The organism is Pseudomonas sp. s4 (assembly GCF_046764235.1).
Classification (GTDB): Bacteria; Pseudomonadota; Gammaproteobacteria; order Pseudomonadales; family Pseudomonadaceae; genus Aquipseudomonas; species Aquipseudomonas asiatica.
This window is the reverse complement of the sequence record NZ_CP177209.1, coordinates 1,258,058-1,284,751: the sequence shown is the minus strand read 5'-3', so window position 1 is coordinate 1,284,751 and position 26,694 is coordinate 1,258,058. Positions and strand designations below refer to the sequence as shown.

The 26,694-nt window shown below is 64.6% G+C and carries 28 protein-coding genes; 7 read left to right on the top strand and 21 right to left on the bottom strand.

The genetic code is table 11. The features are described 5' to 3' along the window. Positions 1-79: 79 nt before the first annotated feature. The 8 genes from ACK56M_RS06035 to ffh all read right to left on the bottom strand — a co-directional run bounded on the left by ACK56M_RS06035 (position 80) and on the right by ffh (position 6,185). Positions 80-823 carry a DsbC family protein gene (locus ACK56M_RS06035; protein WP_003259432.1) on the bottom strand — a complete coding sequence of 248 codons (744 nt, stop codon included), beginning with the start codon at positions 821-823 and terminating at the stop codon, positions 80-82. A gap of 153 nt (positions 824-976) precedes the next feature. After that, entirely contained in the window at positions 977-1,873 is an 897-nt protein-coding gene (xerD, locus tag ACK56M_RS06030) for a site-specific tyrosine recombinase XerD (RefSeq protein ID WP_054573207.1), read from the bottom strand. A gap of 232 nt (positions 1,874-2,105) precedes the next feature. Continuing rightward, positions 2,106-2,513: an acyl-CoA thioesterase gene (locus ACK56M_RS06025; RefSeq protein ID WP_015269140.1), complete on the bottom strand. Its 408-nt coding sequence runs from the start codon at positions 2,511-2,513 to the stop codon at positions 2,106-2,108. A gap of 93 nt (positions 2,514-2,606) precedes the next feature. Continuing rightward, positions 2,607-2,957 carry a 50S ribosomal protein L19 gene (rplS, locus tag ACK56M_RS06020; protein WP_003252148.1) on the bottom strand — a complete coding sequence of 117 codons (351 nt, stop codon included), beginning with the start codon at positions 2,955-2,957 and terminating at the stop codon, positions 2,607-2,609. Between the two features lie 42 nt (positions 2,958-2,999). Next, entirely contained in the window at positions 3,000-3,752 is a 753-nt protein-coding gene (gene trmD / locus ACK56M_RS06015; protein WP_003252146.1) for a tRNA (guanosine(37)-N1)-methyltransferase TrmD, read from the bottom strand. Between the two features lie 3 nt (positions 3,753-3,755). Then, the gene (gene rimM, locus ACK56M_RS06010; RefSeq protein ID WP_013971190.1) at positions 3,756-4,292 is read right to left on the bottom strand and encodes a ribosome maturation factor RimM; all 537 of its coding nucleotides are present in this window, start codon (positions 4,290-4,292) and stop codon (positions 3,756-3,758) included. Positions 4,293-4,297: 5 nt separating this feature from the next. Next, positions 4,298-4,549: a 30S ribosomal protein S16 gene (gene rpsP / locus ACK56M_RS06005; RefSeq protein ID WP_003259424.1), complete on the bottom strand. Its 252-nt coding sequence runs from the start codon at positions 4,547-4,549 to the stop codon at positions 4,298-4,300. Positions 4,550-4,808: 259 nt separating this feature from the next. Then, positions 4,809-6,185: a signal recognition particle protein gene (ffh, locus tag ACK56M_RS06000; protein WP_013971189.1), complete on the bottom strand. Its 1,377-nt coding sequence runs from the start codon at positions 6,183-6,185 to the stop codon at positions 4,809-4,811. A 324-nt stretch (positions 6,186-6,509) separates the two neighbouring features. Here ffh and ACK56M_RS05995 point away from each other — a divergent pair, with 324 nt between their 5' ends. The 3 genes from ACK56M_RS05995 to ACK56M_RS05985 all read left to right on the top strand — a co-directional run bounded on the left by ACK56M_RS05995 (position 6,510) and on the right by ACK56M_RS05985 (position 10,111). Next, positions 6,510-7,319: an inner membrane protein YpjD gene (locus tag ACK56M_RS05995; protein ID WP_013971188.1), complete on the top strand. Its 810-nt coding sequence runs from the start codon at positions 6,510-6,512 to the stop codon at positions 7,317-7,319. A gap of 9 nt (positions 7,320-7,328) precedes the next feature. Next, the gene (locus ACK56M_RS05990) at positions 7,329-8,534 is read left to right on the top strand and encodes a transporter associated domain-containing protein (RefSeq protein ID WP_411959300.1); all 1,206 of its coding nucleotides are present in this window, start codon (positions 7,329-7,331) and stop codon (positions 8,532-8,534) included. 275 nt (positions 8,535-8,809) lie between these two features. Continuing rightward, positions 8,810-10,111: an MFS transporter gene (locus ACK56M_RS05985; RefSeq protein WP_025337910.1), complete on the top strand. Its 1,302-nt coding sequence runs from the start codon at positions 8,810-8,812 to the stop codon at positions 10,109-10,111. 118 nt (positions 10,112-10,229) lie between these two features. On the opposite strand, the gene purT is transcribed toward ACK56M_RS05985, so the two are convergent. The 5 genes from purT to ACK56M_RS05960 form a co-directional block, all read right to left on the bottom strand. Continuing rightward, the gene (purT, locus tag ACK56M_RS05980; protein WP_139657446.1) at positions 10,230-11,411 is read right to left on the bottom strand and encodes a formate-dependent phosphoribosylglycinamide formyltransferase; all 1,182 of its coding nucleotides are present in this window, start codon (positions 11,409-11,411) and stop codon (positions 10,230-10,232) included. Between the two features lie 76 nt (positions 11,412-11,487). Continuing rightward, the gene (locus tag ACK56M_RS05975; RefSeq protein WP_003252131.1) at positions 11,488-11,955 is read right to left on the bottom strand and encodes a VUT family protein; all 468 of its coding nucleotides are present in this window, start codon (positions 11,953-11,955) and stop codon (positions 11,488-11,490) included. A 167-nt stretch (positions 11,956-12,122) separates the two neighbouring features. After that, a complete protein-coding gene (locus tag ACK56M_RS05970) occupies positions 12,123-12,320 on the bottom strand; it encodes a DUF1289 domain-containing protein (RefSeq protein WP_043935378.1) in 198 nt (65 codons plus the stop codon). Beyond that, positions 12,310-12,834, bottom strand: coding sequence for a gamma carbonic anhydrase family protein (locus tag ACK56M_RS05965; protein ID WP_015269134.1), 525 nt, complete (start codon positions 12,832-12,834; stop codon positions 12,310-12,312). The genes ACK56M_RS05970 and ACK56M_RS05965 overlap by 11 nt, the downstream gene beginning before the upstream one ends. Positions 12,835-12,878: 44 nt before the next feature. Next, the gene (locus ACK56M_RS05960) at positions 12,879-13,478 is read right to left on the bottom strand and encodes a CoA pyrophosphatase (RefSeq protein WP_003252125.1); all 600 of its coding nucleotides are present in this window, start codon (positions 13,476-13,478) and stop codon (positions 12,879-12,881) included. Between the two features lie 124 nt (positions 13,479-13,602). Between ACK56M_RS05960 and ACK56M_RS05955 the strand changes: the two genes are divergently transcribed. From ACK56M_RS05955 to ACK56M_RS05940, 4 genes are all read left to right on the top strand, one after another. Further along, positions 13,603-14,154, top strand: coding sequence for an NUDIX hydrolase (locus tag ACK56M_RS05955; protein ID WP_054573203.1), 552 nt, complete (start codon positions 13,603-13,605; stop codon positions 14,152-14,154). Positions 14,155-14,176: 22 nt separating this feature from the next. Next, positions 14,177-14,731: a L,D-transpeptidase family protein gene (locus ACK56M_RS05950; protein ID WP_013971179.1), complete on the top strand. Its 555-nt coding sequence runs from the start codon at positions 14,177-14,179 to the stop codon at positions 14,729-14,731. A gap of 160 nt (positions 14,732-14,891) precedes the next feature. Further along, a complete protein-coding gene (locus ACK56M_RS05945; protein ID WP_102083394.1) occupies positions 14,892-16,574 on the top strand; it encodes a ShlB/FhaC/HecB family hemolysin secretion/activation protein in 1,683 nt (560 codons plus the stop codon). A gap of 27 nt (positions 16,575-16,601) precedes the next feature. Continuing rightward, positions 16,602-21,128, top strand: a complete 4,527-nt coding sequence (locus tag ACK56M_RS05940) for a hemagglutinin repeat-containing protein (protein WP_411959299.1) — start codon at positions 16,602-16,604, stop codon at positions 21,126-21,128. A gap of 247 nt (positions 21,129-21,375) precedes the next feature. Here ACK56M_RS05940 and ACK56M_RS05935 read toward each other — a convergent pair whose 3' ends face one another. From ACK56M_RS05935 to gspF, 8 genes are all read right to left on the bottom strand, one after another. Continuing rightward, positions 21,376-22,035, bottom strand: a complete 660-nt coding sequence (locus ACK56M_RS05935; RefSeq protein ID WP_100412964.1) for a general secretion pathway protein GspN — start codon at positions 22,033-22,035, stop codon at positions 21,376-21,378. After that, positions 22,032-22,418: a type II secretion system protein GspM gene (gene gspM / locus ACK56M_RS05930; RefSeq protein ID WP_100412963.1), complete on the bottom strand. Its 387-nt coding sequence runs from the start codon at positions 22,416-22,418 to the stop codon at positions 22,032-22,034. Before gspM ends, ACK56M_RS05935 begins: the two co-directional genes overlap by 4 nt. Further along, the gene (gene gspL, locus ACK56M_RS05925; protein ID WP_100412962.1) at positions 22,415-23,491 is read right to left on the bottom strand and encodes a type II secretion system protein GspL; all 1,077 of its coding nucleotides are present in this window, start codon (positions 23,489-23,491) and stop codon (positions 22,415-22,417) included. The genes gspM and gspL overlap by 4 nt, the downstream gene beginning before the upstream one ends. Further along, positions 23,488-24,039: a type II secretion pathway protein XcpW gene (locus tag ACK56M_RS05920; RefSeq protein ID WP_411959298.1), complete on the bottom strand. Its 552-nt coding sequence runs from the start codon at positions 24,037-24,039 to the stop codon at positions 23,488-23,490. Before ACK56M_RS05920 ends, gspL begins: the two co-directional genes overlap by 4 nt. A gap of 191 nt (positions 24,040-24,230) precedes the next feature. Then, a complete protein-coding gene (locus ACK56M_RS05915) occupies positions 24,231-24,599 on the bottom strand; it encodes a type II secretion system protein GspI (protein ID WP_054573199.1) in 369 nt (122 codons plus the stop codon). Continuing rightward, positions 24,596-25,033: a type II secretion system minor pseudopilin GspH gene (gene gspH, locus ACK56M_RS05910; RefSeq protein ID WP_015269125.1), complete on the bottom strand. Its 438-nt coding sequence runs from the start codon at positions 25,031-25,033 to the stop codon at positions 24,596-24,598. The genes ACK56M_RS05915 and gspH overlap by 4 nt, the downstream gene beginning before the upstream one ends. A 3-nt stretch (positions 25,034-25,036) precedes the next feature. Then, positions 25,037-25,471, bottom strand: a complete 435-nt coding sequence (gene gspG / locus ACK56M_RS05905; protein WP_013971171.1) for a type II secretion system major pseudopilin GspG — start codon at positions 25,469-25,471, stop codon at positions 25,037-25,039. 17 nt (positions 25,472-25,488) lie between these two features. Next, entirely contained in the window at positions 25,489-26,691 is a 1,203-nt protein-coding gene (gene gspF / locus ACK56M_RS05900; RefSeq protein WP_061551021.1) for a type II secretion system inner membrane protein GspF, read from the bottom strand. Positions 26,692-26,694 lie beyond the last annotated feature (3 nt).

Below are 26,694 nucleotides of genomic sequence, written 5' to 3'. Positions count from 1 at the left end.
AACTCCCCATTGAACGGCCGACACCTATGCCGACCGTGAAACATGCCGTCACCCCATGACGACGGCGTACTGAATTGGATTACTTGGCCAGTGCCAGCTTGGCGACCTGAGGTGCCGGCTGGTAGCCCGGAATGACCTGGCCGCTTTCAAGGACGATCGCCGGCGTGCCGTTGACGCCGATCGACTGGCCCAGCTGGAACTGCTTGCTGACCGGGTTGGCGCACTTGGCGGCCTTGATTTCCTCACCCTCGACCATCTTGTCCATCGCCGCACGGCGGTCGCTGGAACACCAGACAGCCTGCAACTGCTGGTCACCCGACGAACCGAGGCCCTGACGCGGGAAGGCGACATAGCGCACTTCGATACCGCGGCGGTTGAGCTCGGGCACCTCGGCGTGCAGCTTGTGGCAGTACGGGCAGGTGGTGTCGGTGAACACGGTGATGTGCGACTTGGTCTCGCCTTTGGCAGGATAAACCACCATCTCGGCGGCTGGAATGCCGTTGATGAGCTTGGCAATGCCCAGGCGCTCGGTCTTCTCGGTGAGGTTGACCGGCTTGCCGTCCTGGATCTGGAACAGGTAGCCCTGCATCACGAACTGGCCGTCGCCGCTGGCATACAGCACGCGGCCGCCCTGCAGCTTGACTTCATACAGGCCGCTGACCGGGCTGCTGGCCACGCTTTCGACGGGCACTTCCAGCTCGAGGTTCTGCAATGACTTACGGATGGCCTGCTCGGCAGCAGCATTGCTATCGGTTGCCGCGGCAGCGGCAAAGGTACTGGCCAGCGCCAACGCGGCGGCGGCGAAAAACTGGGTCACGCGCATGGGAACTCCTGAAGGCGGACAGGGGCCGGAGGGCGCCACCTGCGGAAAATACGCGGTGACCGTGCGGCCCTTGGTGCAAACCGCTCAAGCCTACCACATCACACCGCCAGTGAAGGGCCTTGCAAGGACCGGTCGGCGGAACATGAAAAACATTCATCCACGCGGGTGGTGCTGGGCATGCAATTGCTGCAGGCGGGCCTTGGCGACATGGGTGTAGATCTGCGTGGTCGAAAGGTCACTATGGCCCAGCAGCATCTGCACCACGCGCAGGTCGGCACCATGGTTGAGCAGATGAGTAGCGAAGGCATGGCGCAGGGTATGCGGCGACAGCGGTTTGTCGATACCGGCGACCCGGGCATGGTGCTTGATGCGATGCCAGAAGGTCTGGCGGGTCATCTGATCGCCACGCTGGCTGGGGAACAAGACATCGCTGGGGCGGCCATTGAGCAGTTCGGCGCGGCCATCGCGCAGGTAGCGCTGCAACCAAAGCACCGCCTCTTCGCCCATGGGCACCAGGCGCTCCTTGCTGCCCTTGCCCATCACCCGCAGCACGCCTTGGCGCAGGTTGACCTGGTCGAGGGCCAGGCTGACCAGTTCGGTGACCCGCAGGCCGCAGGCGTAGAGAACTTCGAGCATGGCGCGGTCACGCTGGCCAATGGCTTCGCTCAGGTCCGGGGCCTGCAGCAAGGCTTCGACGTCGGCTTCGGACAACGACTTGGGCAGCGGCTTGCCCAGTTGCGGCATGTCGACTTGCAGGGTCGGGTCGATGGCCACCAGTTTTTCCCGCAGCAGGTAGCGGAAGAAACCGCGCAGGCCGGACAGGAAGCGTGCCGTGGAGCGCGGCTTGTAGCCTTGGTCGAGGCGCCAGGCCAGGTGGTCGAGAATCAGGTCGCGGCCGGCATCGGGCAAGCTGACGCCGTGTTCCTGCAGCCAACCGTTGAACAGGGCCAGATCGCTGCGGTAGGACATGCGGGTGTTGTCGGACAGGCCCTTTTCAAGCCACAGGGCGTCGAGGAACTGGTCGATCAGGGGGTGGTCTAGGGCGGGCATTCGGGGCTGCTGGGTGTTGGAGGTGGGGCTAGTGTTTCACAGCAGCTGACAAGTTGTCGTGCCCAATCAGGGGCTTGGGCAGCTGACGCGGGCCTTGTAGGAGCGGCCTTGTGTCGCGATGGGCTGCACAGCAGCCCCAGGATTCCAAGGGCTGTACCATCTTGGGGCTGCTGTGCAGCCCATCGCGACACAAGGCCGCTCCTACAGGGGCCGCGTCAGGCCCAGGATGGGCTCAGGCCTGGGGCATAACCGGCACCGGCCGCTTGTCCTCGTCGATGGCGACGAAGCTGAACACCCCGTGAATCGCTCGCTCGCGCCCATCCAGGTACATGTTCTCGACGAACACATCCACCTGCACCTGCAAGCTGGTATTACCCACCTTGATGACCGTCCCCACCAGCTCGACGATCGAGCCCGCCGGGATCGGGTGCTTGAAGTCGATGCGGTCAGTGGACACGGTCACCAGTGGCAGGCGGCAGAAGCGCGTGGCAGCAATGAACGACACTTCGTCCATCCAGGCCAGGGCGGTGCCGCCGAACAGGGTGTTGTGGTGGTTGGTGGTGTTGGGGAACACCGCCTTGGTCACGCGGGTCACCGACAGCTCGGTGCGGCGCAGGATTTCCTGCTCTCGGGTAGTCATGGCAATCACATCTTCGGGGGTCAAAACGCAAAAAAGCAGCCCGAAGGCTGCTTTTTTCTCGCTAGGCGGCCTCGGCCACCGGGCAAACTGCACTCAGGACAGTTTTTCCTTGATGCGAGCGGCTTTGCCGGACAGGTCGCGCAGGTAGTACAGCTTGGCTTTACGCACGTCACCACGACGTTTCACGGCCAGGCTGTCGATTTGCGGGCTGTAGGTCTGGAAGGTACGCTCTACGCCAACGCCGCTGGAGATCTTGCGCACGGTGAAGGCGCTGTTCAGACCGCGGTTACGCTTGGCGATAACGACGCCTTCGAACGCCTGCAGACGGGAACGCTCACCTTCCTTCACTTTAACCTGAACGACAACGGTGTCGCCTGGTGCGAAGGTCGGGATTTCCTTGCTCATCTGCTCGGCTTCGAGCTGCTGGATGATCTTGTTGGTCATGCTGTGCTCCTAAGATGGATACGTGATCCACCATCGATACGTTTAACTATCGTCCCGCTCGCGGAGATATTCCTCGAGCAGCTTCTTCTCTTCTCCAGAAAGCGAGCGACTTTCCAGAAGATCGGCGCGTCGTTCGAAGGTCCTACCAAGGGACTGCTTCATTCTCCAACGCCGGATGTGTGCATGGTTGCCACTTAGCAACACGTCGGGAACACGCTGATCCGCATACACCTCAGGTCGGGTGTAGTGCGGGCAATCGAGCAGACCGTCGGTGAAGGAATCTTCTTCCGCCGAGTCCACATGCCCTAAAGCTCCGGGCAGCAGCCGTGTAACCGCATCGATCAGTACCATGGCCGGCAGCTCGCCACCGGAAAGCACATAGTCGCCAATCGACCACTCCTCATCGACATGAGCCTCGATAAAGCGCTCGTCGATGCCTTCATAACGACCGGCGATCAGGATCAACGATTCCTGTTCGGCCAGGCCTTTGACCGCCTGCTGAGTCAGCTTGCGGCCTTGTGGCGAAAGGTAGATCACCTTCGCCGCTGCTCCGGTCGCTTGCCTGGCGCTAACCAGGGCGTCTTCCAGAGGCTTGATTTTCATCACCATGCCCGGACCACCGCCAAACGGCCGATCATCCACCGTGTGGTGACGATCTGTGGTGTAGTCCCGCGGGTTCCAGCAAGTCACCTGAAGCAACCCCTGTTTCACCGCGCGGCTGGTAATGCCGTACTCCGTGATGGCCGAGAACATCTCGGGGAACAACGTTATGACGTCTACGCGAAGGTTACCCATCGTTTAGAAGTCCGCGTCCCATTCAACCCGCATCACGCCTGCTTCCAGGTCGACGTCGAGCACGCATTGCGCCGTATAGGGCAACAGACGCTCGCGATCATCCAGGCTGCCTGCGCAGGGCTTGACCACCATTACATCGTTCGCACCGGTCTCCAACAGGTGATCGACCTTGCCGAACAGTTGTTCGTCCTGGTTGATGACCTTCAGGCCGACCAACTGGTACCAGTAGTACTCGTCAGCAGCCAGGTTGGGCAGAAGGCTCCGCGGAATGCAGATTTCGTAACCGCTCAGAAGACGGGCTTCATCGCGATCATCGAGGCCTTTCAGCTTCACGACCAGGCCCTTCTGGGAGCCACGACCGTTGACCAGCTCGACCTGCTTTACCTTGCCTTCGTGCCGAAGCGTCCAGCGCGGATAATCCAACAGGTTTTCAATCGGATCGGTAAAGGAATACACCTTCACCTCGCCGCGAACGCCGTGAACCGAAAAAATCTTGCCAACGACGATGAGGTCGTCAGCCTTTTCTGGCGTCGCGTTCATACTACTCAGGCAGCAGCCTTGGCAGCGTCCTTCAGCAGCTGAGCAACGCGCTCAGACGGCTGTGCACCCTGGCTCAGCCAGTAGTTGACGCGCTCTTGGTTGACCGACAGCTTGACTTCGGCGCCAGCAGCGATCGGGTTGAAGAAACCTACGCGCTCAACGAAACGGCCGTCACGGGCGTTACGCGAGTTGGTCACGGTCAGGTGGTAGAATGGGCGCTTTTTCGAGCCGCCACGGGCCAGACGAATGGTTACCATGTGAACATCGTTCCTATAGTCGGTGCTGCAGTTGATACAGCAGCTGGTACTGCAAATCTGAATGCCAAATAGGCACACGGGTGCCCAAAAGGCCGCATATTCTCGGGGAATACACGGACATTTGCAAATGACTTTTTCGGCAAGGCCCTGCCCTGCCGTCCAGATCTGCCGGTTGAGCCGCGAAATCCGCGGCCATTGCCCCGCCACGGCGGGGGTTCTGGACGCCTGCCGGACAAACGGCAGGCCCCCGGAATAGGGGTTACAGCTTCGGCATGCCGCCGCCCGGCAGCATCCCGCCAAGGCCGCGCATCATCTTGGCCATGCCGCCCTTGGCGGAGAATTTCTTCATCATCTTCTGCATTTGCTTGTGCTGCTTGATCAGGCGGCCGACGTCCTGCACCTGGGTGCCGGAACCGATGGCAATGCGGCGCTTGCGCGAGCCGCTGATCAGCTCCGGATCACGGCGCTCGGCCGGGGTCATGGAGTTGATGATCGCTTCCATCTGCTTGAACTGCTTCTCGGCGGCGCCCTGGGCGTTGCCCATCTGCGACAGGTTGACCCCGCCGATGCTCGGTAGCTTGTCCATCAGGCCGCCGAGGCCGCCCATGTTCTTCATCTGCTGCAGCTGGTCACGGAAGTCTTCGAGATCGAAGCCCTTGCCCTTCTTCAGCTTCTTGGCCAGCTTGTCGGCCTTGGCCTTGTCGATGTTCTGCTCGGCCTGCTCGATCAGGCTGAGCACGTCACCCATGCCGAGGATGCGCGAGGCGACGCGGTCGGGGTGGAACGGTTCGAGGGCTTCGGTCTTCTCGCCCATACCGATGAACTTGATCGGCTTGCCGGTGATGGCACGCACCGACAGCGCGGCACCGCCACGGGCGTCACCGTCGACCTTGGTCAGCACCACGCCGGTCAGCGGCAGCGCCTCGCCAAAGGCCTTGGCGGTGTTGGCCGCGTCCTGGCCGGTCATGGCGTCGACCACGAACAGGGTCTCGATCGGCTTGACCGCGGCATGCAGCGCCTTGATCTCGTCCATCATGTCGGCGTCGATGTGCAGACGGCCGGCGGTGTCGACGATGACCACGTCGATGAACTTCAGCTTGGCTTCGCGGATGGCCGCTTCAGCGATGGCCACCGGCTTCTGGCTGATGTCGGACGGGAAGAAGGTTACGCCGATGTCGTTGGCCAGGGTTTCCAGCTGCTTGATCGCCGCCGGGCGGTAGACGTCGGCGGACACTACCATCACGCTCTTTTTCTTGCGCTCCTTGAGGAAGCGCGCCAGCTTGCCGGCGGTGGTGGTCTTACCGGCACCCTGCAGGCCGGCCATCAACACCACGGCTGGCGGAGCGGCGTTCAGTGCGAGGTCTTCGTTGGCCGCGCCCATCAGGCTTTCCAGCTCGGCCTGGACGATCTTCACGAACGCCTGGCCCGGGGTCAGGCTGCGCGACACTTCGGTGCCGACTGCACGGTCCTTGACGCTGTTGACGAAATCCTTGACCACCGGCAGGGCAACGTCGGCCTCGAGCAGGGCCATGCGCACTTCGCGCAGCGTGTCCTTGATGTTGTCTTCGGTCAGCTTGGCCTTGCCGGTGACATGGCGCAGCGTCTGTGACAGGCGGTCGGTCAGGTTTTCGAACATGGTGATCCTTTCAGGCCCAGTAAAAGCCGAGGTTTGTCAGGCGCCCAGGGGGGAATGCATACCCGCCGGGCACAGCAAGGCGGCGATTATAGCGAAGTGCGGCGGCGGCGCACACCTTGCTGGCGGCCGGGTAGATATTCGGTGGCTGTGCCGGCCTCTTCGCGGGTGAACCTGCTCCCACAGGAACATCATCATCCTGAAGAGCGGCGCGATCCCTGTGGGAGCGGGCGCGCCCGCGAATGCCGCACCGCAGTCTGCCAGTCTTCCTAGACCAGCGCGATCTATGCCAAACTCCGTCTCTTTAAGGCTCGCCAACCAGGACTTATGTTCTCCTCACCCAGCCTCATCCCCAACCTGATCGCCGCCGGCCTATATATAGCAGCGGCCATCTACCAGGGCTCTTACCTTGCCCAGAACCGCAAGGCCGACAAGCGCCTGCTTGCCCTGCTGGGTGCCTTCGCGGTACTCGCCCAGGCCGGTGCGCTGTTCTTCCAGCTGATCACCCCGCTGGGCCTGAGCCTGGACTTCTTCAGTGCCGCCAGCCTGATCGCCGTGGCCGTCATCGCCCTGACCCTGCTGGCCTGCTTGCGCATACCCGTGGAAAACCTGCTGGTGCTGCTGTTCCCGCTGGGCGCGGTGACCGCGCTGCTGGCCCAGTTCGCGCCCCCCGGCACGGTGCCGCTGGTCAACGAAGAGCCGGGCATCCTCGCGCATATCCTGCTGTCGATCCTGGCCTATGGGCTGTTCACCATTGCGGTGTTCCAGGCCCTGCTGTTGCTGCTGCAAGACCGCCAACTGAAGAACAAGCACCCGTCCGGGCTGATCCGCAACTTCCCGCCGCTGCAAACCATGGAAAGCCTGCTGTTCGGCTTCCTCTGGGCTGGCTGGTGCCTGCTGTCGCTGTCGCTGATCTCCGGCTGGCTGTTCCTCGACAACCTGTTCGCCCAGCACCTGGTACACAAGACCCTGCTGGCCTGTATCGCCTGGGTGGTGTTCAGCGTGCTGCTGTGGGGCCGCACCCGCCTGGGCTGGCGTGGCCACAAGGCCATCCGCTGGACGCTGGCCGGTTTCTGCCTGCTGATGCTGGCCTATTTCGGCAGCAAGCTGGTTCGCGAATTCATCCTGCATATCTGACGGCCGCCCATGGATACCCTGCCGTACGCACCGCTATTCGGCACCCTGGCACTGGCCCTGTTGTGGTCGGCGCTGTTCACCGCGGTGGACGCCGCCCGCCTGCAACTCAATGGCACGCTGCGTGTCGGCGACGACGGCCAGCCCGTGCTGCCGACCCAGGCCTTGGTGCTGTGCGCCAGCCTGGGCAAGCTGCTGGTGCTGGGCCTGGCCTGCCTGGTTGGCCAGCGCCATAGCGGCGAGCACGGCTTCTGGCTGGCCGGGTTGGCCGCCACCCTCGTCCTGCTGGTGTTTGCCGAATACCTGCCGCGGCGCCTGGCCCGGCGCAACCCGCAAGCGTTCGTCAGCCTCGGCACCAGCCTGCTGAAAGTCCCCCTCGCCCTGCTGCAACCGCTGGCCTGCCTGCTGGATGGCATTGCCAAGCTGATCCTGCGTCCGTTCCGTGTACAACCCACGGCCGTGGCCCTGCACCCGCAGGAAGCCGACGAGTTCGACGAGGATGAGGAACACGAAGCACCGCGCCACGGCCTGCTCGACGGCCTGCAGTCACTGGACAAGATGACCGTCAACGACATCCTGGTACCGCGCAACGAAGTGGACGGCATCAGCCTCGACGAGCCGATCGAGCGCATCATCGAGCAACTGATCGTCAGCCGCCACACCCGCCTGCCGGTGTACCACAGCGACATCAACCAGGTTGAAGCAATCCTCAATACCAAGCTGATCAGCCACCTGCTGCCCAAGGCCGAACTGACTCTGGAGATGTTGCTCGGAGCCTGCTACGAGCCCTATTTCGTGCCCGAGAGCACCCCCTTGCAAATGCAGTTGCTGAACTTCCACAAGCAGCAGCGCCGCCTGGGCGTGGTGGTGGACGAGTACGGCGAAGTGCTGGGCATCGTCACCCTGGAAGACATCCTCGAAGAGATCGTTGGCGAGTTCGAGGATGAACACAGCCTGGACAACCCCCACGTGCACCCGCAGCCCGATGGCACTTTCGTCATCGACGGCACTGCTTCGCTGCGCGAGATCAACCGCAGCCTGGGCTGGCACCTGCCCTGCGACGGCGGGCCGAAAACCCTCAACGGGCTGGTCACCGAAGCGCTGGAAAGCATCCCGGAAAGCGCCGTTTGCCTGAAGATCGGCCGCTATCGCCTGGAAATCCTCGAAACAGAGGACAATTGTGCCAGCAAGGTACTGGTGTGGACCGTGACCCGATAGCTATACTCGGGTCACGCTTACCCAGCCCCGCCGTCCCGCCTGCTACCCGCACCCGGCGCTCCACGGCCAGTCCGCTCCACTGACACGCCCCGCGGTCCTGCTTCAACACCCCGAACAGTGCCCGCCCCCGCCCCTATCCCCCTTGGGCTATCGTCAGTCGGGCGCACACAACAACAAAACGCTCCGGCGCCCGCGCCACCGTGCCTGCCCTTTTGCATTGCACACCGCGGGGCTTATCCCAATGGAGCCGGACCAGACTGTCAGGGACCTATTCAATGACAACCAGCAGCACCTATGCCGAAGCGCCTGCCGCGCCGGTCAACTCGCCCGCGCGGGTAGCCACCGCCAGCTTCATCGGCACCGCCATCGAGTTCTACGATTTCTACGTCTACGCCACTGCCGCCGCCCTGGTGATCGGCCCGGTGTTCTTCCCGTCCGGGTCAGGCACCGCGCAGATGCTGGCGGCCTTCCTCACCTTCGGTATCGCCTTCCTGGCGCGCCCGCTGGGTTCGGCACTGTTCGGCCACTTTGGCGACCGTATCGGCCGCAAGTCGACCCTGGTCGCCTCGCTGCTGCTGATGGGCGTGTCCACCACGGCCATCGGCGTGCTGCCGGGCTACGACAGCATTGGTGTCTGGGCGCCGATCATCCTCTGCCTGCTGCGCTTTGGCCAAGGCCTGGGCCTGGGTGGCGAATGGGGTGGCGCGGCCTTGCTGGCCACCGAGAACGCGCCCGAAGGCAAGCGCGCCTGGTTCGGCATGTTCCCGCAGCTGGGCCCGTCGATCGGCTTTTTGGCCGCCAACGGTCTGTTCCTGACCCTGGCCCTGGTGCTCAGCGACGAGCAGTTCCGCGAGTGGGGCTGGCGCATTCCGTTCCTGCTCAGCGCCGCGCTGGTACTGGTAGGCCTGTATGTGCGCCTGAAGCTGGAAGAAAGCCCGGTGTTCGCCAAGGCCGTCGCCCGCCACGAGCGGGTGAAAATGCCGGTGGTCGACCTGTTTTCCAGATACTGGCTGCCGACCCTGCTGGGCGCAGCGGCGATGGTGGTGTGCTACGCGCTGTTCTACATCTCCACGGTGTTCTCGCTGAGCTATGGCGTGACCACGCTGGGCTACAGCCGCGAGACGTTCCTTGGCCTGCTGTGCTTCGCGGTGGTGTTCATGGCCCTGGCCACACCACTGTCGGCCTGGCTCAGCGACCGCTACGGGCGCAAACCAGTGCTGATCGTCGGCGGCCTGCTGGCGGTGGCCTCGGGCTTTACCATGGAGCCGCTGCTGACTTCGGGGTCGACCGCAGGCGTGGCGCTGTTCCTGGCCATCGAACTGTTCCTGATGGGCGTGACCTTTGCGCCGATGGGGGCACTGCTGCCTGAACTGTTCCCGACCCACGTGCGTTATACCGGCGCTTCGGCGGCCTATAACCTGGGCGGCATCGTCGGCGCCTCGGCGGCACCGTTCTTTGCCCAGAAGCTGGTGAGCATGGGTGGGTTGAGCTGGGTGGGGGGTTATGTTTCGGTGGCGGCGGTGATCAGCTTGATTGCCGTGCTGTGCCTCAAAGAGACCCGCAATACCGAACTTTGAACAGTTGGGGGCGCCCTGCGCCCCATTCGCAGCACAAGGCTGCTCCTACAGTGGGATGCGTTGCCCTTGTAGGAGCAGCCTTGTGCTGCGAATGGGCTGCAACGCAGCCCCAATCGGATCAGAACTCGACCTTGACCGCCTGCGAAGCACGGGTCGCCTTGGTACGCGCCGCTTCGACCGATTCGTCACGCGCCAGGCACACGCCCATGCGGCGGGTACCGTTGATTTCCGGCTTGCCGAACAGGCGAATGGCGGTATCCGGCTCGCTCAGCGCCGCACCCAGGTTGGCAAAGCTGGTCTGCTGCGACTGCCCCTCGGGCAAGATCACCGCCGAAGCCGAAGGGCCGAACTGGCGCACAACCGGAATTGGCAGGCCAAGAATGGCGCGGGCATGCAGGGCAAACTGCGACAGGTCCTGGGAAATCAGGGTCACCAGGCCGGTGTCATGCGGGCGCGGCGAGACTTCGCTGAACCACACCTGGTCGCCCTTCACGAACAGTTCCACGCCAAACAGGCCACGACCGCCCAGGGCATCGGTGACCGCCTTGGCCACCCGCTGCGACTCGGCCAGCGCCTTCGGGCTCATGGCCTGCGGCTGCCACGATTCCTGGTAGTCACCCTTCTCCTGGCGGTGGCCGACTGGCTCGAGGAAGGTGGTGCCACCGACGTGGCGCACGGTCAGCAGGGTGATTTCGTATTCGAAGTCGATGAAGCCCTCGACGATGACCCGGCCTTTGCCGGCGCGGCCGCCTTCCTGGGCGTAGGCCCACGACTTCTGCAGGTCGGCATCGCTGCGCAGCAGGCTCTGGCCCTTGCCCGACGAGCTCATCACCGGCTTGACCACGCACGGGTAGCCGACATCGGCCACGGCCTTGGCGTAGTCTTCGTAGGTGTCGGCGAAGTGGTACGGCGAGGTCGGCAGGTCCAGCTCTTCGGCGGCCAGGCGGCGGATGCCTTCACGGTTCATGGTGAGCTGGGTGGCGCGGGCGGTCGGCACCACGTTGAAACCTTCGTTTTCCAGCTCGACCAAGGTGGCGGTGGCGATGGCCTCGATTTCAGGGACGATGTAGTGCGGCTTCTCGGCCTCGATCACCGCGCGCAGGGCCACGCCATCGAGCATGTTGACCACGTGGCTGCGGTGCGCCACCTGCATCGCCGGGGCATTGGCGTAGCGGTCGACGGCGATCACTTCGACGCCCAGGCGCTGCAGCTCGATCACCACTTCCTTGCCCAGCTCGCCACAGCCGCAGAGCAGTACACGGGTCGCAGTGGGCGACAAGGGGGTTCCGATACGGGTCATTTCAGGTCCTCGAAGGCGTCCGGGGCCGCACCAGGCTTGGCGCCGCCCGCTGAAAAAGGACCGCTATTCTACACCATCAACCCGCCACGGCGGCCCGCCGGGCGCGAAATGCCATGGCCAGCCACACGGCGGTGACACCGGCGAATTTCGAGGCCATGGCGGTGCCGATCACGGCTGGGGTCAGGGCACCGATCATGCCGAAGAAGATGAAGGTGTCGACCGGGATGCTCAGCGCCGAGCTCAGCCACAGGCGGTCGCGCAGCGGTCGGCGGGTGATGCTGAACACCAGCCAGTCGATCAGTTCGGAAATGAAGAAGGCGGTGGCGCTGGCCAGGGCGATGGCCGGTTCCGAGGTGACGTAGGACAGCACCAGCGCCGCCAGCATGGCGACCAGGGCGCCATGGCCGAAGCGGGTTTGCACCATGTCGCGCAGGATGAACACCAGGCCGCCCCAGGCGGACCAGATGATGTCCAGGTGCGGCGCACTGGAGAAGGCGTAGTTGATCAGCACTACGCTGCTGATGTAGGCAATCAGATAGAACATGGCGGGTAGTCTGTGGGCAAGCGGCACAGATTACCGCTGGCTGGTTCGCGGGTAAACCCGCTCCCACAGGGGCGGGCGAGCGAAGAGGCCATAACTACAAACGAACACCTTTTGCCTTGCTGGCCTCTTCGCAGCACAAGGCTGCTCCTACAGGGGGGCGCGTCAGCCTACAGGATGAGGCCAGCCTCCACGGCCCTTTCATGGCAACGCTTGAGCACAGCCCGGCGCTCGTCGTTGTCCATCCGCCCCCAGCGGCTGATTTCCGCCACGCTTCGCTGGCAACCGGTGCAGATATCCTGCTCGTCCAGTGCACAGATGCTCACGCACGGCGAGGCCACCGGCCGCTCCACTACATCACTCATCATCAACCACCAACTCCCGTGCATAACGCTGGGCATTGTGCACGTAATGCGCGGCACTGGCTTCAAGCATGCGTTTCTGCTGTTCGGTCAGCTCGCGCACCACCTTGCCCGGCGAACCCATCACCAGCGAACCGTCGGGGATCTCCTTGCCTTCTGCAATCAGCGCATTGGCGCCAATGATGCAATGCTTGCCGATACGCGCGCCATTGAGGATGACCGCGTTGATACCGACCAGGCTGTAGTCGCCCACCGTGCAACCATGCAGCATGGCGTTGTGGCCAACGGTCACGCCCTTGCCCAGGGTCAGCGGCGAGCCCATGTCAGTGTGCATCACCGTGCCATCCTGCACGTTGCTGCCTTCGCCAATGTCGATCAGCTCGTTGTCCCCGCGCAGCACCGCGCCAAACCACACGCTGGCATCGGCCTGCAGGCGCACCTTGCCAATCAGCGTGGCGTTGGGTGCGGCCCAACTGGTGGGGTGGCTCTCGACCCGCAGGTCGCCCAGGCGGTATTTCATGCTTGCTCCTCAGGCTGCAACGCAGACGACGGGGTTGGCCCCGCTCAGTTTTCGATGTAACGCTCCGGGGGCTGGTGCAGGCTGATGCCGGCATCGAACAGCAGGTTGACCAGTTCGACGATCATGATCGCCGACAACCCCCAGATCTTGTATTCGCCATAGCGATAGCTGGGCACATACCAGCTGCGCCCCTGGTAATCGATACGATGGGTATGGTCGCGCGGGTCCTGGCGGAAGAATTCCAGCGGCACGGTGAATACTGCCGCGATCTCGGCATCATTGGCACGGTATTCGACAAAATCGGGGATGAGCCCGACGAATGGCGTCACTTTCAGGCCGTGCAGCGAAATCAGCGGGCTGAGCGGGCCGATCACTTCCACCAGGCCTGGTGGCAGGCCAATTTCTTCTTCGGCTTCACGTAGCGCGGTGAACACCAGGTCCGGGTCTTCCGGGTCGCGGCGGCCACCGGGAAAAGCCACTTCGCCGCCGTGGGTGGACAGGCCCTTGGCGCGCAGGGTCAGGACCAGCTCGGGCGCTTCGCTGCGGGTAATGGGCAAGAGGACCGCCGCTTCGGGGAACCGCCGGTCGGTTTCCAGTGATGCGGGTTGGTGGTTGCTCATTCGGCGAAGTAGCTCGTCCAGCATTGCGCACGCTCATATCCAAGGCCTGCCTTGCATGATGCACCAAAGGCGCGAAGCACCCAAGCCCCGTGCGCTTGCGACGGCACGGCCGGCGCGCCAAGATAGCCCGGAGCAAAAGGAACTACACATGAAATTCTGCAGCGCGTGCGGCCAGCCGGTCACTCAGCGGATCCCCGAGGGCGACAGCCGCCTGCGGTATGTCTGCGAGGTTTGCCAGACCATCCACTACCAGAACCCCAACATCATCGCCGGCGTGTTGCCGACCTGGGGCAGCCAGGTGCTGCTGTGCCGGCGCGCCATCGAGCCACGCCGCGGCTTCTGGACCCTGCCCGCCGGTTTCATGGAAAACGGCGAAACCCTGGACCAGGCCGCCCGTCGCGAAACCGTCGAGGAGGCCTGCGCCCGGGTCGGCAGCATGAGCCTGTACCAGCTGTTCGACCTGCCACACATCAACCAGGTGCACGTGTTCTTCCGCGCCGAGCTTGCGGACCTTGATTTCGCTGTCGGTGTCGAAAGCCTGGAGGTGCGGCTGTTCGAGGAACATGAGATTCCGTGGGGCGAGCTGGCTTTCCGCACCGTCACTCGCACACTAGAATGCTACTATCGCGATCGCATCAGGCAGCACTACCCCATAGGCCATGAATACCTGCCGCCGATGAACGTCTCGCCCACCACCTAGAAGCCTTCAGGGATACCGTTACATGCGCTGGTTGCTTGCCCTTTTCTGCCTTTGCGTTACCTCGGTGTCCCAGGCGGCCTTCACCGAGACCATCATCCGCAAGCCCCAGCCGGCAGTGCAAACCCCGTCGCCTTCGCAGCAGGCCATGCAACCGCTGATCGACAAGGTGCTGGTGATCAAGTCCGAGCGCCGTCTGCAACTGATCAGCCGTGGCGAACCGCTGAAGACCTACCGCATCTCGCTGGGCAAGCAGCCAAAAGGCGCCAAGGAGCGCGAAGGCGACAAGAAAACCCCCGAGGGCCTTTACTGGCTGGACTGGCGCAAGCAAAGCGACCGTTTCAACCTGGCCATACACATCAACTACCCGAACATCAACGACGCGGCCCGTGCCACTCGTGAAGGGGTGAGTGCCGGCAGCATGATCATGATCCATGGCACGCCGATCAACGACGAGTATCCGGAGTGGTACTTCCACACCCTGGACTGGACGGATGGGTGTATTGCCATGCGTAACCGCGACATGCAGGAAGTGTGGGACCTGGTGCGGGATGGCACGTTGATCGAAATTCGGCCCTGATAGCGGGCCTTTCAACTGATGCTGTAGGAAGCTTCCCACTATCAGGCAAGAACGCGCCCTACAAGCGCTTAGGCCGGGTACTGCATCCAGGCGAACCCCTTAATTTTTAGCATCCACGCAGACGAGTACGAAATCCGTACATCATTTGCGGGGTGCTTCAATGCCGTTCCACATTCATCGCGCCACCTGCTGGGCGCTCACCTGCTGCCTGTCAGGTTTGCTGGCCGCACCACAGGCGTTGGCCGACGACCCGGCCAGCCAGCAACTGCGCGATCAGCAGCGCGGGCTGCGACAGCTGGAACAGCAACAGCGGCTGGAACGCTGGCAGCGCCAGCCCGCCCCTGCCGAAAGCCACGACGCCACCGCCCCCCTCCCCCACGACCAACACTGCTGGGCCATCACCGGCGTACGCGTGGCCGGCAACCGCGAGCTTTCCGACTCGGCGCTAACGCCAACCCTCCGCAGGTTCATTACCCCGTGCATGGGCATCGCGGAAATCAACGGGCTGCTGAAAGCCATCACCCAGCGCTATGTGCAAGCCGGATACCCGACCAGCCGGCCCTACCTGCAGCAACCTCCACAAGACGGCGCACCGCTGAACCTGGTCATCGTCGAGGGGTTCGTCGAGTCCATCGAAATGGCCGGCCCCGAGTTGCCCCTGTCGCTCCCCGGCGCCTTTCCCGGCCTGCTCGGGCAGCCACTGTTCCTGCCAGCCCTGGAGCAAGGCCTCGACCAGCTCAACCGGCTGCGCGCTTATGACCTGTCCGCAGAGTTGCTGCCCGGCGAACTGCAGGGCGGCACCCGGGTTGTCGTGCAGCCGCGCAAGGTGGCCTCGCGCGGGCACCTGGACAGCCGCTTCGACAACCGCGGCAGCGACCTGACCGGGCGTCATCGCCTGAACCTCGGCTTCGGCCTGGACAGCCCGCTGGGCCTCAATGATGACCTGCGCCTGTCACTGAACGGCACGGTGCTCGATGCGCCCGGGCAAAGCCAAGGCATCTCGCTGTACTACAGCATCCCCTACGGCGCCTGGACCTTCGCGCTCAGCGCCAGCGAGCTGCGCTACGAGACGCCGCTCCCCCACAGCCGCCAGGTAGCCGACGGCAGCAGCAGCTACCAGGGCCTGAGCGTCGAGCGGGTGCTGTGGCGCAACCAGCAAGGCATGCTCAGCGCCAGCGCCCGGCTGGACCGCAAGCAGATGGTCAACCGCAGCGCGGGCGCGGTGATCGTCCAGCAGAGCCCCACCCTGGTCTCCTTGGAAGCGGGTATCAACCTGCTGTGGCTCCAGGGCGGCCTGTGGAATGGCTACCTCGGTGTCGCCCAGGGCATCGATGCCTTCGGCGCCGACCGCTCACCGCTGGGAGCGGAACGCCTGCGCCCGGATTTTCGCAAGTACCGAGCCAACCTGCTGCACCTGCGCCAAGGCCCGGCCAGCCACCCATGGCGCTGGCAGAGCGAACTGGCTCTGCAGTACAGCAGTGACCCGCTACCCGCCGTCGAGCAGTTGCTGGCCAGCGACGATTCGGCCGTGCGCGGGTTTCGCCTGCGTACCTACTCAGGTGCCAGCAGCGCCGTCTGGCGCAACACCGTCAGTCAGCCGCTGCCGGAGCGCTGGACGGCTCCCCTGCAGGTACGCCCCTACATCGGCCTGGACCTGGGCTGGACCCGCACTGCCGAAGGCAAGCCTTCACAACGCCTCGCCGGGGCCACTGCCGGTGCCGAACTGAGCCTGCCCGGCAGCCACCTGCGCCTGGGCTACCAACGGGCACTGTACGCCAGCGACCTGCCCCGCCCGCTGCTGGAACCCGGCTTCTGGGTAGTGGAACTGGCCCTGACCATCTGAATCACCCACAACAAAGAGAACGAGAACATGCAAACACTCTCGCAGTCACCGTATTCCCGCCCGGATATCTTGCGCTGGGCCATCTTCCTCGGCCTGCTCGGGCCCGGCGCCGCACTGGCCCAGGGCGGCCTGGCAGCAACCAGCGGCCCCGGCGGTACACCGGTCATAAACGACGGCCACGGCGTCCCGGTCATCGATATTGTCGCGCCAAACGCCAACGGGCTGTCACACAACCAGTTCCTCGACTACAACGTCGACCGTTCAGGGCTGGTGCTGAACAATGCCACCCAGGCCGGGCAGTCGGAACTGGCCGGTGCCCTGGCGGCCAACCCGCAATTTCAGGGCCAGGCCGCCTCGACCATCCTCAACGAGGTGGTCAGCCGCAACGCCTCGCTGATCGAAGGGCCACAGGAAATCTTTGGCCGCCCAGCCGACTACATCCTGGCCAACCCCAATGGCATCACCCTCAACGGCGGCAGTTTCATCAACACCACGCGCGCCGGCTTCGTGGTGGGTACCCCCGAGTTCGAGGGCCAGCAACTGAAGTATCTCGACACGCTGAACGCCAGCGGTACCCTGCAAGTGCTCGAGGGCGGCCAGCGAAACCCCAACGGCGCCCTCGAGCTGATTGCCCCGCGCGTGGACAGCAAAGGGCTGCTGATGGCGCGCAACTCCATCGATATCACAGTGGGTCGCAACCGTATCGACAGCAGCAGCGGCGAAATTGTCGAGCACCTGCCCGGCACCCCTTCCAGCATCGATGCCAGCCTGTTCGGTGCCATGCGCGCCGGGCGCATTCGCGTGGTGAGCACCGCAGAAGGTGCTGGTGTGCGTGTGGGGGCATCGCAGCTGCTTGGCATCGACGGGGTCGACATCCAGTCGGCCGGCGCCCTGCAGGTCAGCGGCAAGGCCGACAGCCCCGTCGAACTGCACAGCGAACAGGGCGATCTGCGGCTGACCGCTGCCGATGACCTGACACTCGAAACCGTCGATGGGCAGGCTCGGCGAATCGAGGCCAAGGCGGGCAAGAAGCTCACGCTGGATGCCACAACCCGCGAGAACATCGAGCGCGACAGCGACAGCTGGAACAAGAAGTTCCTGTTCGTCACCCGCGAAACCTACAACCGCGAAACTACCACCACCCAGCAGCAGCAACAGGGCAGCCGCTTGCAAGGCAAGGACAGCGTGCTGCTGCAATCCGCTGACGACATGCGCCTGGTGGCTGCCAAGGTGGATGCTGGCAATGAGCTGACCCTCGACAGCGGCGCCAACCTGGCCATCGCTGCGGGCATCGACAGCCAACACACCGAAGAGCAGGTTCGCCACCGCAAGGACTTGTGGCGCGGTGACAGTGATACCGAACAGTACAAGGAAACCGCACAAGGCAGTGCGCTCCAGGCCCAGCGTATGACGCTCAAGGCCAAGAATACTGTCGATGTGAAGGGGAGCAGCCTGCACAGCCGCGGCGACATGGCGATCGAAGCCAAGGAGGCAAACATCGCTACCACCGCCCTGCAGCAGCGCGGTACCCGGCGCGACTATCGCGGCGACCTGGTATCCGGCACCTTCTTTGGCGACCGCAAGGGTAACGACAGCGAAGGCCAGGCCGTTGCCGGCAGCAGTGTCACGGCGGATGGCAAGCTTACCGTGACAGCTGACCAGGTAGCCATCAAGGGCAGTACCGTGTTCGGCAAGGAGGACTCGGTGCTCTACAGCACAAAAGGTGCACTGGCCATCGAAGCCGACCATGGTCGAACCACCTCTACCGACCGTACCAGCGACAGCAAGCTGTTCGGCCTGATTGGCAGCGACCGCGAGAACACCGAGCGTACGCAACAGGTGCTTACCAGCGACGTCAGCTCGGCCACCAATTTGCGCCTGGCCAGCGCCGAGGAAATGCGCATCCAGGGCGCCAAGGTCGTAGCGGGCGAGCACCTGCAGGTAGAGGCCAAGGGCGACCTGCTGATTACCAGCGCGCAAGCGGTTGACGAGCGCGAAACCCGTAACCAGCAACGTGGGTTCACTGCCAGCGCCAAGCAGACCCAGGAGGCCGAGGATGGCAAGCCCGAGTCCCGCCAGTATTCGGCCGGCATTGCCTATGACGTTGCCACCACCAGCAGCAGGCAGCGCACCACCAGCCAGGTCGCCAGTGAGCTCGAGGGCGCCTCGGTGAGCCTTGGCAGCAGGGCCCACCTGCAAGTCAACGGTTCCACGGTGAAAGCCGCCGCAGGCGACCTCGATGTGCAGGCCCAAAAGGTGACCCTGGGGGCAACCCGCAATGACCACGACACCACCACCAGCACCACCCAGAGTGGCGGCGGCTTGACGGTGACCGGCGGCATCGACCGGCTGGGCAGCTTGTTCGAAGGCCATCACAACCGCCAGGTGCAGACTGAACGCGACAGCAAGGCGCAACGCAGCACATTGCAGGCCAGCGGCGACCTGAAGCTCAAAGGCGATGAACTGGTCACCGAGGCCGCACGCGTCAAGGCTGGCAACACTCTGCAGGTAACGGCCAAACGCATCGACAACCGCGCGGTGCAGGATATCGAGGAACGTGAACAAAGCCGTGACGACTGGTCGGGCAGCCTCGGCGCCAGTGTCGAGTATCGCGACCTTACCCGCCCCATCGAACGCCTGGTGCTGGGCGAAGAAGCCGCACGCTTCCAGCAAGCCTCCCCCGAAGACGCCATGGCGCCACCCAGCGTTGGCGCCGACATGACCGTGGAGCACATCAAGCGCCTGGAAAACCAGCGCCGCGGCTTTGCCCAGGTGAGCGAGTTGTCCGGGGCCAAGGTCGAAGTCAAGGCCGACAACATCACCGACCAGGGCACCGCCTGGCGCGCCAACGCCGGCAAGCTGCAGATCGAGGCCCGACAACACCAGATGCAGGCGGCCGAGAACACCCAGGAAAATACCGTGCAACGCCTGGCCTACGGCGGCGATGTTCGCCTGGACACCAGCACCGGCGAAGACCTGAATGTACGCGCTGCCGGCAAAGGCGGCTCGCTGGACAAAAAGGACAGCACCAGCAGCGCCGTACCCGGCAGCCTGTATGGGCAACAGGGCATCCAGGTGCAACTGGGCAGCTCAGGCCATTATGAAGGGACGCGCATCGATGGCGGTGAAGGCAGCGTGGTCATGAGCAGTGCCGGTTCGCTGACATTGCCCCAGGCAACCGACCAGGTCGAACAGCAGTCACGCCAGCTCGACGGCAATGCCTGGGCCAAGGTCGGCAACCGCCCGGGCAGCACCGGCGTCGATGGCCGGGGCTACCTCGACCACGGCCAGAGCCAGAGCACACAGCGCAAGGCCCAGGTGGCGCAGATCGACGCCAAGGGCCAGGTACATCTGAGCAGTGGCGGCGACCTGTTGCTCGAAGGCACCCGCATTGGCAGCCGTGAGGCCAAGACCGGCGACATTCAACTGCAAAGCGGCGGCCGGCTGCAGGTCAAGGCGGCCAGCGATACCCAGAACGCTACCGGCGCCAAGATGGGCGGCGGCGTGGAGCTGGCGGTCAAGGCTGGCGACACCAAGGGCGGTGCCATCGGAGGCCACTTCAGCCACGGCAAGCAGGATGAAGAGGCACGCCAGGCGGTGAATGCCCTGTTCGCAAGCAACGGCACAGTGACCCTGGGCAGCAGCGCCCGCGAGAATGTCGCCCTGCACCTTGAGGGCCTGCAGGCTTCGGCCGAACAAATAACCCTCGACGCATCGAATGGGGGCATGCTGGTGGAAGCGTCATCCAGCCAGGAGCGACGTGACAACCTCGACATCACCGCCGGGGCCGGCTTCGACATGGCCAAGGGCGCGCTCGATACTCGCGGCCTGCATGGCCGCGTCAAAGTGGAGCTCGACAAGCGCGACAACCTCACCTGGAATGCCAGCGACCTGCGCGCCGAGCGCATCGACTTGCAAAGCCGCGGCGATACCCGCCTCGAAGGCACCACCGTGGAAGCTGGGCATATCAAGGGAATGATCGATGGCGACCTGCGTATCGCCAGCCGCAAGGACAGCGTCGATACCCTGAGCGTGAAAGGTGATGCCCGCCTGAGCCAGGAGAAAAACCCGCGGGGCTACGTCAACGCGGCCACTTCGGTGGCAGGGCCACTGGGGAGCAAGGTGAATGAAAAAGCTGGCTCCGCCCTGAGCAAGGCAGACCCGGGGCTCTCGCCCACCTTCAGCCTCGACGTGTCGCACGCGCAGCGCGACAGCGTAGGCCAGCAGGCCACGCTCAAAGGTAGCGACGGCATCGACCTGCAGGTTGGTGGCAACGCTCACCTGGTGGGGGCACGCATGCAGTCGGCCAAAGGCGATGTGGTACTCGACGCCAACTCGGTTAGCCGGGAAACACTGAGCGGTAACGACTATCGCCGGGATGTGTCGATCGATGCGTCCAACTCACCGGTGGACCTGGGCACGGCGGTGGCCGAGCTGGCCAAGGGCAAGGGTGCGGCGGATGGGGAAAATGCACTGGACCTGGGGTTGTTGAGGACCAGTGGGCACAATCGCAGTGAGCAGTGGGCTTCGAGTGTGCAGGGCAAGAAAAACTGAGGCAGGCGCCGCGCTGGAGGGCACGGGCTTCGCCCGTGTTCGCGGGTAAACCCGCTCTCATGGAACTCATTGGTTCAGTGAGTTTTTGTAGGAGCAGCCTTGTGCTGCGAAGAGGTTGGTACTGACAAAGCCTGATTATTGCTCGTACCGGCCTCTTCGCAGCACAAGGCTGCTCCTACAAAGGACGGGTCGGAGTCGATTGGATAAGTTGTAGGAGCCGAGCCAGCTTGCCGGCGATAACACCTGTCTACCAGCGCAAATCCCGCTGCCCTGCCAGCGCCTGCGGCCCAAGCCACTGCACGCCACGCAGCAAAGGCGTCAGCGCCGCTTCTGGCTGCAACTCCACCACCACTTGCGCCCGTCGCGCTGGCAGGTCAGCATCCACGGCCAACAGATGCTGCCCCGGCTGCGCCAACTGCCCGCGCAGGTGCCAGCCGCTGCGGCAGTCCATTTCCAGCCAGCCCTGCCCCAGGCCCAGTGACCAGGGCTCGCTCAAGGCAAGGTCGGTTACCGCGATGCGGCCTTCGCTGGCACGGCATTGCCGCCCTGCTCCCTGCACCCGCAACGCGCCTTGCCACTGGCCGGCCAAGCGGAAATCCGTCGTCACCGTCGCCTGGGCCCCCATGGCCGTCGCCTCCAGCCGCCAACGCCATGGCCAGCCTTCGGCGCGCAACTGCCAGGCCTGGCCCTGGAAGCCGAGCTGCGCGTTCGCCTGCATGCGCCAGGGCTGCACCACCCAACGCAATGGCCCGACCGGCCCCAGTTGCTGCGCCTGGCCTTGCCACAGGCTGCCGCTGACCTCACGCGCTGGCAGGCCTATCCCGCGCACCACCCAGCTGGCCGGCAGTTCCACCAGCAATGTCACGGTGAATACCAACAGCACCCACGCCACACTTCTTCGGCTCATGGCCGCACCACCAGGTCGAAGCGCAATCTCTTTTCATGCTGTTCCAGCCCCCACTGCAATGGCTGTACGCCTTCTGCACGCAGGGTCTGCAACCAGCCTTGCAGCACTCGCTCGTCGGCCACCTGCCCACGCAGTTGCCAGGTCTTGCCCTGCGCATCGACCTCGGCCAGTTCGATCTGCCGCGCCTGGGCCGACTGGCGTAGCCGCTCCAGGCTCACCCCCGGGCCGCCTTGAAGGCTGGCGGCCTGTTCGGCCAGCCCGCGCCACTGGCTGAGCTCGAGCCATTGCGCAAGGCCTGCGCGCAGGGCCAGGAAAGCCAGCAAAACAGCAATCAGTAGCCAGGCGAACTTCAAACGGTGACGCTGTATCCAGTTCCGGTTCATGAGGCGGCTCCCAGGTCGAACATCACTTGGCCGTCCTGCACCTGAACGGAGGCCCCGGCAGCTGTCGCCATGTCGCTCCATGGCGGCGTACTGCCGTCACCCTCCAGCCGCAGGTGCCAACGCTGGCCGTCGAAACGTACCGCTTGCAAGTGCCAGCCGGGATGGTCACGCAGCCATGTCTGCAGCGCCGCCTGCAAGTCTTCAAGCTGTCGTGTACGCAGTTGCTGTTGTAGTTCACTTTCGCGCAGGCGCTTGAGGGCCTGCGCGGCGTGCCGGGGGCTGGCCTGCTCACCGGTCACGGCGATGACCTGGCTGCGCCAGAGTTGCGCCTGGGCCCACTGCTTGTTCAACCACAGCCCGCCCCAGACGGCAGCCAGTACCAGGCAGGCCGCGAGCAGCCGTTGCTGTGGCCGGGAAACCACCGGCAGCGAACGCACCTTGCGGGTACGCTCGAACAGGCCTGGCAATAAATCGAGCGGTGCCAGCGTACTGGGCCAGTCTCCGCTCAGCGAAACCTTTTGCAGCTCCGCCCACGGCTGCCGTGGCACCTCGCCCAGTGCATCCGGCCAGGCCAGCCAGTGCTCCTGCCTGTCTTCGGCCAGCCCTTTGTACAAATACATGCCGGGTGTGCGCTGCCATTGCCAGGCATGTCCCGCCTCGGGGGGCGGCAGCAGCTGTAGTTCTGCCCAGCAACGTGCCACCTGCAAGCCCCATTCGGCGCACTGCCCGCGCCAGTCCTCCAGTTGCTGACGAGCCACTACCAGTAACCGAAGATGGCCGGGCTCGCGGGCCAGGCAGGCGCATGTCACCTCGTCGACTGCCTGCAGCAAGCGGTCTTCGAGCAACAGCGGCCATTCTTCACGCTTGAGCCCCGGCGGTGCCGGCACGCGGAAGTAGCTGCAGGTCTCGGCAGGCAGGATCAACGCCACACGGGCTTGCAGGTTCGCCGGGGGCTCGCCCTGCCCATGGCGTTGCACAAGGCCGCCCTCGGCCAGCGCCCAGTGCCAGACAACGCCCGGTCGCAGCAACAGCCACGACTGGGCCGGGCTGCGCCGCCGCCATTCAAACTTCATGAGCGCCCCCACGGGAGGGCGAAAGTGCAGACATAGGGTGCTCCGTCACGCTGCAGTTCCAGACGCACGCCACGGCCGGGGTGCGCAGGTTGGTCGGAAGGCCAGGCCAGCCAGCGGCCGCCCTGGTAATAAAGAACATCCATGGCGCTGACCCGGTCGAGCCGCTCGCGCTGGACCCAGCGTGGGGCGGCGGCGGCATAGAGATCGGCCGAGCTTTCCAGCAGCAGGCGCTGCTCACGCGCCTCGAAGCGCAGGCGCTGGCGCTGCAGGCGCGAGCCGCCTTCGGCTTCCGGCATGCCGGTGATGGCGACCCAGAGCAACTGGTTGCTTGCCGGTTGCCAGTCCAGCCAGCGGCTGGCCAAGGGCAGGCGCTGGTCGTAGACACGGCGCATTACCGGGCTGTCGAAGCGACGCTCCAGGGCCAGGCAGAAATCCAATACCGAGGTTTCCTGGTTGGTGACCTGCAGGCGTTCGCGAACCTTGAGCCAGCCGTTGACCAGGGCGGCGAGCATGATGCCGAGCACGGCGGTAAGTGCCAGGGCTACCATCAGCTCGATCAGGGTAAGGCCGGCCTGGCGGTGCCTCGTGGGTAGACATCTGCGCGGGGGGTTGAACTGAGCATCTGTGGGAGCGGGTTCACCCGCGAACACCGGCGAAGCCGGTGCCATGCACCGCGGTGCCTGCTTCGCGGGTAAACCCGCTCCTACAGGGACCGCGCACGCTTCACGATCTCTGTAACTCATGGCCGCTCCAGAAACACGGTGTACTGGCCTAGCGGCAGGCGCTGGTCGCGGTCGGCGAACAACAGCAGCTCGCCACGGCGCAGGTCGCGTACGCCGGTGCGGCGCAGTTGCAGTTGCCAGTGGCAGCGCTGGCCGCCCTGGCTCAGTTCACCGCCAACCTGGTTTTCAGTTGGCCAGTACTGCTCGACGGCAAAGCGGGTTTGCAGTTCTCGCGCGCATAGCAGGCCAAGGCGGTGTTGCTGCAGGTTGTCCTGCACCGCCAGGCGCTGGCGCAAAACCTGGCTGGTGATCACCGCCAGCACCGCGGCAATCGCCAGGGCCACGGTTACCTCCAGCAGGGTGAAGCCACGCTGATGCCGCTTCATGGGGCGACCACCACCTGCATGCGGCCATCGCGGCTCCAGGCCCATTGCTGGCTGCCATCGGCCCAACGCCAGCGCACCTTGCCTGGTTGCGCCCAGCCATGTGGGGTGAACAACAGGCGCGGCTGCGGGCTGGCCGGCCAGTCCGGGCGCAGCCCCTTGGGCCAGTCACCAAGGGCGACTGCCTCGACCACCCAGCCATTACCCTCGCGCCGGACGAACTCCGGACGCTGGCCATTCCAGCGCAGCCCGCGCAGCTGCCCGGCATGCCGGGCCAGCGCGGCCTGCGACCGGGCCTCGCTCGCCAGCCGTTGCAGCGCCTGGTCGACACTGGCCTGGCTGTTGCCGAACCCGGCCACCGCCAATCCGGTCATCAGCCCGGCGATGGCCAGCACCACCAGCAATTCGATCAGGCTGAAGCCCCGCTGACGACGCACCCGTTACAGTTCCCAGTTACCCAGGTCGGCATCCTGGCCTTCGCCGCCCGGCAGCCCGTCGGCACCCAGCGAGTACACGTCGACCCGGCCATGTTCGCCGGGCATGCGGTACTGGTAAGGGGTGCCCCATGGGTCTTCCGGCAGGCGGCGCACGTAGCCGTCGCTGCGCCAGGCCCGTGGCAGCGGCTCCTGGGCCGGCTTTTTCACCAGCGCGGCCAGGCCCTGCTCGCTACTGGGGAAGCGCAGGTTGTCCAGGCGGTACATGTCCAGCGCTTGCTCCAGGGTGGCCAGGTCGGCCATCACCTTCTGCTTCATGGCCTTGTCCTGGTTGCCCAGCACGCTGGGCGCGACCACGGCGATGAGCAGGCCGATGATGAAGATCACCACCATGATTTCCATGAGGGTGAAACCGCGCTGGCGGTTACGTCGATGCTGCATGGCAGTACTCCTTGTCGTCACAGTTGCAGGCCCTGGTTGAGTTGCATGATCGGCAACAGCACCGCCAGCACGATGAACAGCACCACGGCGCCCATCACCAGGATCATCAGGGGTTCGAACAGCGCCATGGCGGTATCGACCTGGCGGGCGAAGCCGCGCTCCTGGTCATCGGCCACGCGCTCGAGCATGTCGGCCAGGGTGCCGCTGGCCTCGCCGCTGCCGACCATGTTCACCAGCAGCGGCGGGAACTGCTGGCAGGCATCCAGCGCGCGATGCAGGCTGGTGCCGCCCTGAACTTGCTGGCGCACCTGCTCCATGGCCAGGCGGATACGGCGGTTGCCGACGGTTTCGGTGGCCACTTGCAGGGCTTCGAGCAGGGCCACGCCACTGCCGCTGAGGATTGCCAGGCTGCGTGCCAGGCGCGCGCTTTCCAGCACCTGCAGCAGGTTGCCTATATGTGGCAGGCGTAGCAGCAGCTGGTCACGGCGCAGGCACCAGTGCGGCTTGCGCAGCAACCAGCCGCCGAGCGCGCCAAGCAACAGGGCCAGCGCCAAAAGCCAGGGCCCGGCCTGCACCAGCCCTTGGCTCAGGCCGATCAGCAACGAGGTAATGAGCGGCAGGCTCTGCCCGGCATGGGCGAATTGTTCGGTGAGCTTGGGTACGACGAAGGTCATCAGGCCTACCACCACGGCAAGCGAAACCCCCATCAACACGGTGGGGTAGATCAGCGCGGTACGTGCCTTGTGCTGCTGTCGTTGAACCTGCTCCAGGTGGTCAGCGAGGCGGGTCAGCACCTGGGCCAGGCGGCCGGACCGCTCGCCGGCCTCGACCAGCGCGCAGTACAGGCCGGTAAACGGTGCCCCCTGACGTGCCAGGCTGCGAGCCAGCCCCAGGCCTTCGGCCAACGAGCCGCGCAAGGCCACCAGCACACTGTGCAAGGCGGGCTGGCGCAGTTGCCGTTCCAGGGTAGCCAGGGCGTCGACCAGAGGGATACCGGCACCGGTCAGGGTGGCCAGCTGACGAGTCAGTTCGCATAGCTGGACGCGGCTCAGGCGCTGGCGCCGGGGTTGCCGGGTGCCGGCTTCGTGACGCTGCAAGCGGCGGGCGAACAGGCCCTGCTCACGCAACAACTGGCGGGCATGACGTTCGCTGTCGGCCTGCAAGCTGGCCTTGTGGGTCTTGCCGGCGAGGTCGACGGCCTGGTAGCGATAGGTCGGCATGGC

What these genes read in the sequence shown, in the direction of transcription:
- gspG (WP_013971171.1), bottom strand. Translation starts at nt 25,471, where the DNA reads ATGCAGCATCGACGTAACCGCCAGCGCGGTTTCACCCTCATGGAAATC.
- xerD (WP_054573207.1), bottom strand. Translation starts at nt 1,873, where the DNA reads ATGCCCGCCCTAGACCACCCCCTGATCGACCAGTTCCTCGACGCCCTG.
- gspM (WP_100412963.1), bottom strand. Translation starts at nt 22,418, where the DNA reads ATGAACCGGAACTGGATACAGCGTCACCGTTTGAAGTTCGCCTGGCTA.
- trmD (WP_003252146.1), bottom strand. Translation starts at nt 3,752, where the DNA reads ATGGGTAACCTTCGCGTAGACGTCATAACGTTGTTCCCCGAGATGTTC.
- gspF (WP_061551021.1), bottom strand. Translation starts at nt 26,691, where the DNA reads ATGCCGACCTATCGCTACCAGGCCGTCGACCTCGCCGGCAAGACCCAC.
- ACK56M_RS05965 (WP_015269134.1), bottom strand. Translation starts at nt 12,834, where the DNA reads ATGAAATACCGCCTGGGCGACCTGCGGGTCGAGAGCCACCCCACCAGT.
- ACK56M_RS05945 (WP_102083394.1), top strand. Translation starts at nt 14,892, where the DNA reads ATGCCGTTCCACATTCATCGCGCCACCTGCTGGGCGCTCACCTGCTGC.
- ACK56M_RS05990 (WP_411959300.1), top strand. Translation starts at nt 7,329, where the DNA reads ATGGATACCCTGCCGTACGCACCGCTATTCGGCACCCTGGCACTGGCC.
- purT (WP_139657446.1), bottom strand. Translation starts at nt 11,411, where the DNA reads ATGACCCGTATCGGAACCCCCTTGTCGCCCACTGCGACCCGTGTACTG.
- ACK56M_RS05915 (WP_054573199.1), bottom strand. Translation starts at nt 24,599, where the DNA reads ATGAAGCGGCATCAGCGTGGCTTCACCCTGCTGGAGGTAACCGTGGCC.
- ACK56M_RS05920 (WP_411959298.1), bottom strand. Translation starts at nt 24,039, where the DNA reads ATGGTAGCCCTGGCACTTACCGCCGTGCTCGGCATCATGCTCGCCGCC.
- ACK56M_RS05955 (WP_054573203.1), top strand. Translation starts at nt 13,603, where the DNA reads ATGAAATTCTGCAGCGCGTGCGGCCAGCCGGTCACTCAGCGGATCCCC.
- rplS (WP_003252148.1), bottom strand. Translation starts at nt 2,957, where the DNA reads ATGACCAACAAGATCATCCAGCAGCTCGAAGCCGAGCAGATGAGCAAG.
- ACK56M_RS05940 (WP_411959299.1), top strand. Translation starts at nt 16,602, where the DNA reads ATGCAAACACTCTCGCAGTCACCGTATTCCCGCCCGGATATCTTGCGC.
- ffh (WP_013971189.1), bottom strand. Translation starts at nt 6,185, where the DNA reads ATGTTCGAAAACCTGACCGACCGCCTGTCACAGACGCTGCGCCATGTC.
- ACK56M_RS06025 (WP_015269140.1), bottom strand. Translation starts at nt 2,513, where the DNA reads ATGACTACCCGAGAGCAGGAAATCCTGCGCCGCACCGAGCTGTCGGTG.
- ACK56M_RS05975 (WP_003252131.1), bottom strand. Translation starts at nt 11,955, where the DNA reads ATGTTCTATCTGATTGCCTACATCAGCAGCGTAGTGCTGATCAACTAC.
- ACK56M_RS05950 (WP_013971179.1), top strand. Translation starts at nt 14,177, where the DNA reads ATGCGCTGGTTGCTTGCCCTTTTCTGCCTTTGCGTTACCTCGGTGTCC.
- ACK56M_RS05960 (WP_003252125.1), bottom strand. Translation starts at nt 13,478, where the DNA reads ATGCTGGACGAGCTACTTCGCCGAATGAGCAACCACCAACCCGCATCA.
- ACK56M_RS05935 (WP_100412964.1), bottom strand. Translation starts at nt 22,035, where the DNA reads ATGAGCCGAAGAAGTGTGGCGTGGGTGCTGTTGGTATTCACCGTGACA.
- ACK56M_RS05970 (WP_043935378.1), bottom strand. Translation starts at nt 12,320, where the DNA reads ATGATGAGTGATGTAGTGGAGCGGCCGGTGGCCTCGCCGTGCGTGAGC.
- rimM (WP_013971190.1), bottom strand. Translation starts at nt 4,292, where the DNA reads ATGAACGCGACGCCAGAAAAGGCTGACGACCTCATCGTCGTTGGCAAG.
- ACK56M_RS06035 (WP_003259432.1), bottom strand. Translation starts at nt 823, where the DNA reads ATGCGCGTGACCCAGTTTTTCGCCGCCGCCGCGTTGGCGCTGGCCAGT.
- ACK56M_RS05985 (WP_025337910.1), top strand. Translation starts at nt 8,810, where the DNA reads ATGACAACCAGCAGCACCTATGCCGAAGCGCCTGCCGCGCCGGTCAAC.
- rpsP (WP_003259424.1), bottom strand. Translation starts at nt 4,549, where the DNA reads ATGGTAACCATTCGTCTGGCCCGTGGCGGCTCGAAAAAGCGCCCATTC.
- ACK56M_RS05995 (WP_013971188.1), top strand. Translation starts at nt 6,510, where the DNA reads ATGTTCTCCTCACCCAGCCTCATCCCCAACCTGATCGCCGCCGGCCTA.
- gspL (WP_100412962.1), bottom strand. Translation starts at nt 23,491, where the DNA reads ATGAAGTTTGAATGGCGGCGGCGCAGCCCGGCCCAGTCGTGGCTGTTG.